Origin of the sequence: Candidatus Lokiarchaeum ossiferum, from assembly GCA_025839675.1 — an archaeon.
In the GTDB taxonomy this organism is placed as follows: domain Archaea; phylum Asgardarchaeota; class Lokiarchaeia; order Sigyniarchaeales; family Promethearchaeaceae; genus Lokiarchaeum; species Lokiarchaeum ossiferum.
The window spans coordinates 5704364-5714348 of the sequence record CP104013.1; the positions used below are offsets into that span (position 1 = coordinate 5704364).

9 protein-coding genes are annotated in these 9985 nt (G+C 33.8%); 4 read left to right on the top strand and 5 right to left on the bottom strand.

Features of this window, described 5'->3' with window-relative positions; all coding sequences use genetic code 11:
• Window positions 1-4 precede the first annotated feature (4 nt).
• Window positions 5-1063: a GIY-YIG nuclease family protein gene (locus NEF87_RS24315; protein WP_457917870.1), complete on the bottom strand. Its 1059-nt coding sequence runs from the start codon at window positions 1061-1063 to the stop codon at window positions 5-7.
• A 15-nt stretch (window positions 1064-1078) separates the two neighbouring features.
• A complete protein-coding gene (locus NEF87_RS24320) occupies window positions 1079-2179 on the bottom strand; it encodes a hypothetical protein (RefSeq protein WP_457917871.1) in 1101 nt (366 codons plus the stop codon).
• Window positions 2180-2672: 493 nt separating this feature from the next.
• Here NEF87_RS24320 and NEF87_RS24325 point away from each other — a divergent pair, with 493 nt between their 5' ends.
• From NEF87_RS24325 to NEF87_RS24335, 3 genes are all read left to right on the top strand, one after another.
• Window positions 2673-4319 carry a hypothetical protein gene (locus NEF87_RS24325; RefSeq protein WP_457917872.1) on the top strand — a complete coding sequence of 549 codons (1647 nt, stop codon included), beginning with the start codon at window positions 2673-2675 and terminating at the stop codon, window positions 4317-4319.
• 517 nt (window positions 4320-4836) lie between these two features.
• Window positions 4837-6324 carry an FAD-binding oxidoreductase gene (locus NEF87_RS24330; RefSeq protein ID WP_457917873.1) on the top strand — a complete coding sequence of 496 codons (1488 nt, stop codon included), beginning with the start codon at window positions 4837-4839 and terminating at the stop codon, window positions 6322-6324.
• A gap of 22 nt (window positions 6325-6346) precedes the next feature.
• Window positions 6347-7756: a (Fe-S)-binding protein gene (locus NEF87_RS24335; protein ID WP_457917874.1), complete on the top strand. Its 1410-nt coding sequence runs from the start codon at window positions 6347-6349 to the stop codon at window positions 7754-7756.
• Between the two features lie 150 nt (window positions 7757-7906).
• Here NEF87_RS24335 and NEF87_RS24340 read toward each other — a convergent pair whose 3' ends face one another.
• The 3 genes from NEF87_RS24340 to NEF87_RS24350 all read right to left on the bottom strand — a co-directional run bounded on the left by NEF87_RS24340 (window position 7907) and on the right by NEF87_RS24350 (window position 9350).
• On the bottom strand, window positions 7907-8527 hold the full coding sequence (locus tag NEF87_RS24340) for a hypothetical protein (protein WP_457917875.1): 621 nt from the start codon (window positions 8525-8527) through the stop codon (window positions 7907-7909).
• A gap of 174 nt (window positions 8528-8701) precedes the next feature.
• On the bottom strand, window positions 8702-9109 hold the full coding sequence (locus NEF87_RS24345) for a PIN domain-containing protein (protein WP_457917876.1): 408 nt from the start codon (window positions 9107-9109) through the stop codon (window positions 8702-8704).
• A 1-nt stretch (window position 9110) separates the two neighbouring features.
• Window positions 9111-9350, bottom strand: a complete 240-nt coding sequence (locus tag NEF87_RS24350; RefSeq protein WP_457917877.1) for an AbrB/MazE/SpoVT family DNA-binding domain-containing protein — start codon at window positions 9348-9350, stop codon at window positions 9111-9113.
• 167 nt (window positions 9351-9517) lie between these two features.
• Between NEF87_RS24350 and NEF87_RS24355 the strand changes: the two genes are divergently transcribed.
• A complete protein-coding gene (locus NEF87_RS24355; RefSeq protein WP_457917878.1) occupies window positions 9518-9817 on the top strand; it encodes a hypothetical protein in 300 nt (99 codons plus the stop codon).
• Window positions 9818-9985: the final 168 nt, after the last annotated feature.

The following is a 9985-nucleotide window of genomic DNA, read 5'->3' on the forward strand; positions in this document are numbered from 1 at the left end:
TGTATTAAAATTTATAATCTGGAAGAAATTTATTCCAACAATCGAAAAGCTGGTCAATATAATATTTCAACTTGCCATATTTCCGTAGATTAATGATTTTCTTAACATAGACCCTCTGAAAAATATTAATTTTATCTACCACAAGTTGCTCATCGTCTTTGAATTTAGAAGAAATCTTGAAATGACCCTTTTCCCATGCTTCCTTAAATTTTACTTCCAAATCGCTCTCCATATTAGAAGGAATAACTCCAAAATCTGCATTTCTTGGCAAAAAGTACATCCAACCGAAATTAGGGTTTGCATTTTTACCATTTTTGGTCAATTTATTAAGGTTATAATACGAGACGTGCAAATTTTTTACGAATAATCTCACCGTATTCCAATTTTTTGCATACATTTGATATTGAAACCAAAAACTATCAATTAAATTTGCTGTGGTAATAAAATGGGCTTCCAGTTTAGCAATTTTTAAGTTTGATAACTTGAATTCAAAAAGATTAGGTTTTAATTTCTTTTTTTCCCAAAATGTCTTTAAAGGGATTTCCAACTTATTTATCAATTCTTCATCAATTATTCTATCGGTATATCTAATTTCTTTATAGTATGTATCCATATTTAGATGCAGGAAATCTTCAAGCAAGTGATTGAGATTTTTAATTTTTTTTTTATCTTTCATTTCTTGGATTATAGGATGATCTAAAAATTTCTTTTCTAAGTTTCCCAATATCATTGAATCGTTATTTACCGCTTTTTCTTTGTTCTTCTGAAAAATGGGAACAATTTGAACTTTAGATATTGACCACCATTCATCTAAAAAGTGAAAAAGGTGCCCTTGAACTCCTCCAAAATGACGGGTGATGCGATCTTTAAAATTTTTCGTGCTTCCAATATAAAGCATTTGTTCCTTTTCTTCTTGAGGAGGCTTTCCCCAAAATATATAAATTCCTCCTAATTTCTCTTCAGTTTTCTGAATTGGAAAATGTTCTCTAAGCTCCCTAAACATTTCTTGTAAAACATTGGTGTACACAAGTTCATTATTTTTTATTTCATTTTTTTGATTCATAACTGGTTCATTCTCTTATTTCTTTCTTTCTATCCAATTGATCCAATACTGATATTGTTCTTTTATCATGAAATTAAACCATTTTTTTGATTTCGCATGTTCTGGTTTTTTTAACATATCCCATAGATCTTTACTGTTTAAAGTTAATCCCTTCCAAAGCTTTCCGATCTTCCTTTCATCAAATGAAAGCCCAATAATTATGTCAACCATCCCAATGGTTTCTTTTCCAAATTTCTTCCAATCGGATTCCAGTTCTTTAATGGCAATTCTTTTATGTTTGATTTGTATGGTGATTTTATTTTTTGCAGGGATTATTATTTCCTTTGTGTTTGTTAAATTAAGTTTTTTATCGCTTGAATTTGGATTATATACTAGTAAATCGATACATTGACGGGAACCTCCTCTCATTCCACTTACAATACAATCAAAATCGGAAAATAACTTAAATATCAATGTTTCAAACTCAATAGGTCCTAGATAATGAATTAATTGCTCTTCTACAGGAATACTGAAATCTTGGAAAATTTCCGGAAATAGTTTTTTTATTGCATATTTTATATTTAACCTATTGATAGGAGCAATTGTTTTATATGCAAATTCTCGGGATCCTGAGAGAGTGGCAAGTATTTCTGGTGCAAAAAGAACTTCTTTTTTTTGTAAATTCTCAATTTCTATAAATTTAGGAAAATGTGTATCATCCCAGCAAGCATATTTTGATTTGGTTTGGGAAGATAACCAACCATTCCATTCATTTTTATTAATTCCTTCATCATGGAGTATAAAGATTGGACCTTTTAATTGATAAATATATATTGTTTTTGAAGTAGCGGTTATACAATAGGTTTGTTCATTATTTATTGTCTCCTGAAAATACTTGATCTGATTCCATTGCATTGCTTTTCTTTTTTTACTTTCACTAGCAATTTTTTGATAAACAGTTGGAGATCTTTCTGATTCTGGTGTATATATCTCTTCAATGTTTATATTGCCAAAGAAGAATACAATAACTCCTTTTTTTAGTGGATTATTTCCAGATAGAAGCGGTTCAGCTAGCGAATTCTTTTTGCTGACCTTAATGAAGCGTAAATTAATCTCTTCCAAATTTTTCAAACTCATGATTTTGCCTCTTTATTGCTATATATTCATTATGATTAAGGACAATTTAAATATTCTATTTTGAATTCGATTGATTTTTTAATTCTGTTTAAAAAAATAATTTTACCCCGTTTTAAAATATTATTTCATGTTTTTTTTGTAGATTTTTGTTTAGTATAAAAAGGAGTCAACTATCCATGATGGACTTTATACAATTTCACTCAGGAAGATCCAGAAAGAAAGTGATGGAAAATCAGTAATATTTAGATTTGGTGAATTATGTGTGAGAATTGTACAGATAGGTGGTTCACTGATTATGAAAAAGTATATAACGCAGAATTTATATGTGATAAGTAGATTTGAACTTGTTGATTGTCAATTAATTTTGTAAAATCATAGAAATTAAACATTCTTAATCAAAAGATAAAATTTTAATTAGATATGATGAAATTCAATCAAAAATGAGCAAATGATAGTAATTTAAAAGTAAATTCAAAGGAAATGAATGTGAAATATGAACGTTAGTATTATACATAATAATGAAGGAAAAGTGAAACCTTGGATTAAATTTTTAAGCGGTACGGTATCTGCTATTGCAGCATTAAATTTATCCTCCACTATTGCACGTGTAGCAAAAAAGAAGAGATTTGGGATAATTTATGTGATGTTTTCAATTCATCCCAAATGCAACTCAATATATGTTGGGCAGACCGCTCAACCAGATAATTATGCAAGATTCTCAGATCATATCAATGACGCAAAAAGAAAGGGTTCCCCTGAATATGATTACAAATTAAGTCGGGCAATTAGAAAATATGGTGAATCTACTTGGAGAATACTGACAGTTGATAAATATCTGGAATACTTGAAAGCTAATGGAACACCCCATATCGTCATAAATAAACAGCTTTTAGATAAAAAAAAAGTAATTTTTAGAGCTGACAACAAAGAAACTCTATCATTATTGGAGATCCTTTGGATTGAAGAATTCAACAGTTATCATGATGGATATAATTCAACTTTAGGAGGAGAAGGTAAAAGATTAATTGAAGGTTTTTCTATAAGTGAAATTAATCATTATATCGATCTGCTAGAGAGAAAACATATGAAGATGCAAATTGTTCCACTCTCAACATCACCCAAAGAGTTAACCAAAGCTGAAAATCCATTTCATGAAATGTCTTATTCCCAATTCAGTTTGAAATTGGCTTATAGCAATTTTCCTTCTGATATTTTGCAAAGGATAGCAGACTTAGAAATGTGGAGCCGTTTTTACAACAATAAGAAGAAGCAAATCAGTCTAGCCAATATTATTGTCGTTGAAAAAATTTTGGGGATGGATCATTTTCGTTCTTTTGATTACAATCGCAAAAATTTAGATCAAAATTTAACTTTGGATGAAATACGTGATGAATTTAAATCTAAATTAGATATTACTCCTATTCTCGAAACATATGGCATCGATCCATCTTGGATTCCTTCCATTAAACCAAGTTGCAGTATTTCATTAGGGAGAATTGGTGATATTCGAAATTCAATATTGATAGATCTATTTGAAAATAATCGGCAATTTTCAAAATCTTATTTGCTTGAGAAATATAAATCAACTCGTCATATTATAACATCTTCTCCTATACAAAGAGGATTAAAACGAATTTATAATAATTCAATTGCTATAATATGTAATTGGGACGAGATATCACTTGAATCTGATGAAGAACTAACCTTTCGGGAAATAGCTTATATCAAATTCCGTTTTCCATCTATTTCGCATCAATTAATGACAGAGGGTAAAAAATTGAAAAGATTCTTAGGAGAAGATTTAAATAATGCTGGAAGTGGTAGGAGAGAATTACAAAATTACCTAAAAATATCTCGTAACCATTTTACTTACTTTGATGAAATCTTTTCTCCTGAAATTTCAATCAAATTCAATAGCAAAATGTGGGAAAACTATAAACGATTAGTTTTCATTGAAAATATCTTGATTAGGACTCCCTTTATCTCCCCGAAAGAATTAGCTTATCTCTATTTTGGATCAGATTTTTCTGAAAGTGAGAGAAAAAATATCTCGAGAAAACTGAATGCTATTAAGAAGATGGCCAGAAAAAATTTGAGACTTTCACAACTATATTTGAACAAGGAAATTAGTCTTATTTAATCAGTAAATCATATTTTTTTTTATTAATTCCATAATTGGAAATGAAAAATTCAATTTTACTTGTATTTAAATCAGATTTTTCACTGAGAATTAGAAGTAGTATAATCGTAATTATTACTGTTAACCCTCCTATATTCTTAATAAATAAGGGTGAATCTTTTTGGATTTTGAACTTAGCGCAAGTGTTCTCAACAACGCCATAAAATTAAATTTATGGTATTTTTTCATTGAATCTTAATATTTGATTATTATTAGCAATACAAAAAGTCTAATTTTTAACTGATTTTATAAAATATCCTTTCCTACATTCCGAAATGTCAGAATATGATCACTCGGAAACCAAAAGTTTTCCGAACCCACCACTCCAATGTCGCATTTCTTTCGCTTTTCACAATAATACTGGAAAATGGAAAATAAAGTCTTAAAAATCCCCAAAGTCAGAACTTGAATTAGTATAAATTTTTGCGTGGGAACGTTTTGCCACACAAAAATTTTCCTCTCTCGAGGTAAATTAGTTATGGAATATAATAATTGTGAAAAGAAAGATGTCGAACATTTCGAATCTATCGTTGGGAAGACCTATGTCTCCGCCAACGCAGCCATTTGTGCCAGTTATCTGTCCAAGAGTGTTATGGGGTTGGAGTCACAAATTGGAGATTGTATTGTTCGTCCACGATATACCGAAGAAGTCCGCAAAATTTTGATCTGGTGTTCCGAACGACGAATTCCAGTCTCACCATTGTCTGCGGGATTGTCGGGTGGGTTTGCTTGTCCAGTCATTAAACCGGGTGGCGTTGTACTTGATTTAGGTCGTATGAACCGCATCATCGAAATTGATGAAGATAATCGTTATGCGATTATTGAACCCGGTGTGACCAACGGAGAATTATGGGCGTATATGAAAAAGTACCATCCCAAATACATTCCTCCAGTCGCTGACGGTGCTCCTCCTGCCGCTACGGTGTTAGGGGATGGAATCGACCGAGGATTCTCGTTAGTCACCAGTTCTATGGGTCCTCAAGGAGAAGTTTTCATGGGTGCTGAAGTCTGTGTGCCTAATGGGGATATTTTAAATTACGGTTCTATGGCTTTAAATGGTGCGAAACCCTTCTATCGTTGGGGCTTAGGTCCAGAATTATTTTCCACCCTAATGGGTTCCCAAGGGACCATGGGTGTGGTCACCAAAGGTGTTGTGAAAATTTTCCCTCACCCTCATTTTAAAACTGTTAAGGCATGGGCTATGGGTAATTCTCATGACATGCAAGACTTAACTCTTGAAATTGGTAAACTCGAATTCGGAATTGCACATAATACGGTGATGGTACAAGGCGGCAACTACCCTCTTGTGATGACTCGCTTCCCAAAAGATAAAATCCCAAACGATTATAAGTTCTTTGAGAAAATTGGAGTACCACGATGGTGGATGAATTGGGAGATTTGGGCTAATACCCAAGAAGAGTTAGATTTTGTCTGTAAGACCATTGACGAGTATGCAGAAGACTTCAAAAAAAATCGCGCACGCGAACCAGAAGCAATCCGAGAATGGAAATTACATCCAAAACAAATCGAATCTCGGATGAAAAAACCCAACAAGATTGCTATTCCTTACAGTCAATGGGAAGCTGGGTTCCTCTTCATTACATGGTATACTCCATGGAACGAATGTGCCGATTTTGCGGAATATTATAACGGCGTTTTGAAGAAATATGGCTTCCCAGAAGTCATGTGGATTGCTTCCATCGAACGCTGTCGACAAGCGATCTGTATGCCTATTGTATGTTTCGATAGTGCCAAACCGGAAGATTTCCAACGGGTACAAGACATGAATCGGGAAACCACCGAATATTGTTTAACCAAAGGTTGGATCAATTACCGACCAGATCCATATATACATGCCCCAATGACCTATTCCAAAGCGGGAACTTATTTAAAATACCTCCGCAAAGTGAAGGAAATGTTTGATCCGCATTATATTATGCACCCAGGGAGATTAATGTTGCCATAAGGCACCAGGAGATGAAAAAAAGATGCAACGATTAAAAGAATTACGTAATGATATTTACAAATGTATCCACTGTAAAGCCTGTCGATTTGCCTATTCGGGTGAACCTGATCGCGAAGGAATTGGAGAGCATACTGGAGTACAAGGAGATAAAACCTTTTACGAAGGGATGGTTCAAGCCTGTCCTGCAGGAATTGAATTCGGATGGGAAGCCTTCTGGAATGCGGGTAAAATTTGGATTGCACGTTCCGTATTAGAAGGGGACTTGGATTTGAAAGAACATGGGCAAGAGATTGCTGATGTGGCTTTCCCATGTATCACCTGTGGAATGTGTGGGGCTCAATGTGAGAACAATGTGCGCACCGTAGATGTTATTGAAGCTCTTCGGGCTGCAGTGATTGAAGCCGGAACTAAACCTTTACCTGTTCATGGAATTATGGCAAAGAACAGTGAGGTTAAGAACAATCCATATGGGGCAGTGAAAGACGAACGCACCAAATGGGCAAAGGATGCGGGAGTTTTCGATTCTATTATTGATAAAAAAACCAAAATTGGCTACTATGTTGGATGTACTGCCAGCTATCGCCAAACGAATATTGCAGTCGCCACGGTGAAACTGCTTCAAAAAATTGGGTATGATATCACCATTTTGGATGAAGAATCCTGTTGTGGATCCCCCTTCTTCCGAACGGGATTGATCGATGAAGGCAAACGCACTATGGAAAATAACTTGAAAATTTTCAAGGATTTTGAAATCTTAATCTTCAGTTGTGCCGGATGCTATCGAACCTTTACCATTGACTATCCTAAATGGACTGGCAAGGCTAACACCTTCAAAACAATTCATGCGATGGAATTGATTTCTGAATTGGTTCGTCAAGAAAAAATCAAGTTCAAGGAACATCCAGAATTGACGGGCAAAACCGTGACCTATCATGATCCATGCCACACCGGGCGACATTATGGCTCCTGGTTCAAGGAAAGATTGATTGAAGAATCTACGAATTTAATGATGGATATGCGCGCCGCGGGAAAAATCGAACATGAATGGTTTGAAGTCCCACGACGCATCATCAAAGCCCTCCCCGGAGTGACCTTTAATGAAATGTATCGAATCAAGATGGATTCCTTCTGTTGTGGGGCCGGTGGTGGTGTGCGAGGGCAATATCCTGAATTCAGTATTAAAACCGCCCACTTACGGATGGATGAAGGGGATGCGGTCGGTGCTGATATCATGTTAACCGAATGTCCATTCTGCTGGCGAAACCTCGATGATGCCAATAATCAATACAAGCATGGGAAGAAGGTTATGACCATTTTGGAAATGATTTCCACTTATGATTTAATTGAATCGGCGGAAAAAATCGATGTCGAAGAAGCCCTGCGAGAAAATCATGCCGAACAACACTTCCCTTCCAACAAAAAGAAGAAGTAACTCAAATTGTAATCTTTTTATTTTTTTACTCCATTTTTATTTCTTGAAAATCCTTTTACGATGCACCTCAATTCTTCAAATTGTTTTCAGTTTCTCCAATTTGTTAAAATTAATGATGCGAACTATATTTCTAAATTGATTTATTTGATTTCAATTATCATTTTCATCAAAAACGCTTTTGCTATTGTTTTCTTGAAATAGTGTATTAATTTCTGATAAATCATTTTCGGTTAATGAAGTAGGGACGAATTGTTTGATATAGTCTAAATATCCTGTTTTTCCATTTTCCACTGTCCAAAAAGATGCAGAATCATAAATACATGCCAAACATAAATTTAATGTTGAAAATCCTCTACAATCAGACATTTGGATAAGTTCGGGGATAATTTTTAAGATGTTCTCAAATAGATCTAATTCTATCGGTTCCAAGCGAGTAGTGGAATTTATATCCGAAGAATGCTGTAATATATTGGCATTCCATTGTTTTTGACTATATAACAAACATCCTAATGTATTCAATACATTATAATCATTTCCTAATGGGTATTGGTCTGCCCATGCCATGATTTGATGTTCTAAATTAAATAGAATATATTCATACTTCCTTTTTGCGTATGCCATTTTAGAAGACGAAGGCAATTTGGGGGAGAATTTTAGAGTTTGGGCAAGAATTTCTCTCTTCTTTGGGGTCCCTTTGCTTTTTTTTATAATTTTATTTCGGGCATAGCGGACAAGATGTTTTTGACTATGCTTTGGGTTTTGCTTTGGCATAATTGATTTTTAAATTTAAGAATATTAAATTATTTATTATTAGAGCCCTAATATCTCAAAGAGAACTAATTTTCTTCTAACAACCAAGTAGCAGAGATTTTTGGGAAATAAGAAAAAGAATTTGGAATGAAATCTCATTGAAAAACGTTTTTTGTAAAATCATCATCAGATTTTTTAAAACAAATAGGACTTTACATGTAAGTGGGGGATTTTTGGTAGGATTTTTTCTGTAGTGTGAAATGTGGCTTTCTTTTGCAGAGCGATAGCAATTGCAATACAATCATTGTAAGATAATTTGGCTCGATGCTGACATTTCAACCTTCCTGCTTGAACAATTAACTCATGAGATAAATCCACAAAGTTGATATCAAATGCTCGATAAAATGATTGCAACACAGATTCGGCATAATTGTGCCCTTTTAACACACACAAGTGTTTAAACACTTCAAGAAGGATTTCTTTAGCAATGAATGTGTTAGCGGGATTTGTTTTGATTAGCTCCATTAATAAACTGAACTCTTTTGGAGTGTTTTGTAAGAAATAAAGAGAAAGGACGCCTGCATCCAAACAATGAAAGACCATCTTAGAACTCCAAGTCTAATTCTTCCCGCTTAGATTTTAAGTAAATTTTTTTAAATTCTTCTACTGTTGCCGATTGTTTTTTCAATTCCTGGAGTGGGATTATAGGTGTGATTCGCATTGTCCCATCTTCATTTTCATTAATTATAACATGATCTCCATCATTAAAGTGAAATTTCTTGCGTAGACTAGCTGGAATCGAGATCATTCCCTTATTGGTTATTTTCACGGTTTTTTGAATCATTATTATTACTAAGAATATTGGGAAAAACTAAGTATATGAATTTTATCTCAGTTTTTTATTTTTCTATCTTGACTATTCTGGAAAAAAGTTACCATTGATTGGGCAGAATTGATTTACGTGTGAACAAGTTTTGATGAAGTTTGTCTATCGGTGAGATCACCAAATTTATGAGTGGGTTCTGCTTCCAAGTCTTTTGTGCTGCTTTTTTATCTGGGGCAATTCGGCAAACGGCAAATAATCTGCATAATCAGAAACAAAACGCGTCTCCCCAAAACCAAAATACTGAACCAATTAGTGAGACATCATCAAATCAAAATTTTTCAGGGCAAGCTAAAAAACTTTGTTCTGGATGTGGAGAATTGATTGAGATCCTACTAGTAAGATATGTGCTTATTGTGGGGCTCAAATTAAATAGACACTGCTCATTTTCTACAAGTATTTTTCCTAATTTTTTTTCTATGTCCTAATTTACAATAGAAATGTAATACAAAAAATCTGCGTGAGTAATTTTGTGAAATAAATTACACCGCCCCAAAAATACTAACAAAAAAAATTACTTATTGGGAATTCGGGTGCACTGAATGAAGTCAAGAGACCTGCGAAAAGACTTAATTAATAGACATAAAAAAATAGAA

Coding starts and splice junctions, on each gene's coding strand:
- NEF87_RS24330 (WP_457917873.1), top strand. CDS start 4,837: ATGGAATATAATAATTGTGAAAAGAAAGATGTCGAACATTTCGAATCT.
- NEF87_RS24315 (WP_457917870.1), bottom strand. CDS start 1,063: ATGAATCAAAAAAATGAAATAAAAAATAATGAACTTGTGTACACCAAT.
- NEF87_RS24320 (WP_457917871.1), bottom strand. CDS start 2,179: ATGAGTTTGAAAAATTTGGAAGAGATTAATTTACGCTTCATTAAGGTC.
- NEF87_RS24325 (WP_457917872.1), top strand. CDS start 2,673: ATGAACGTTAGTATTATACATAATAATGAAGGAAAAGTGAAACCTTGG.
- NEF87_RS24355 (WP_457917878.1), top strand. CDS start 9,518: ATGAGTGGGTTCTGCTTCCAAGTCTTTTGTGCTGCTTTTTTATCTGGG.
- NEF87_RS24350 (WP_457917877.1), bottom strand. CDS start 9,350: ATGATTCAAAAAACCGTGAAAATAACCAATAAGGGAATGATCTCGATT.
- NEF87_RS24345 (WP_457917876.1), bottom strand. CDS start 9,109: ATGGTCTTTCATTGTTTGGATGCAGGCGTCCTTTCTCTTTATTTCTTA.
- NEF87_RS24335 (WP_457917874.1), top strand. CDS start 6,347: ATGCAACGATTAAAAGAATTACGTAATGATATTTACAAATGTATCCAC.
- NEF87_RS24340 (WP_457917875.1), bottom strand. CDS start 8,527: ATGCCAAAGCAAAACCCAAAGCATAGTCAAAAACATCTTGTCCGCTAT.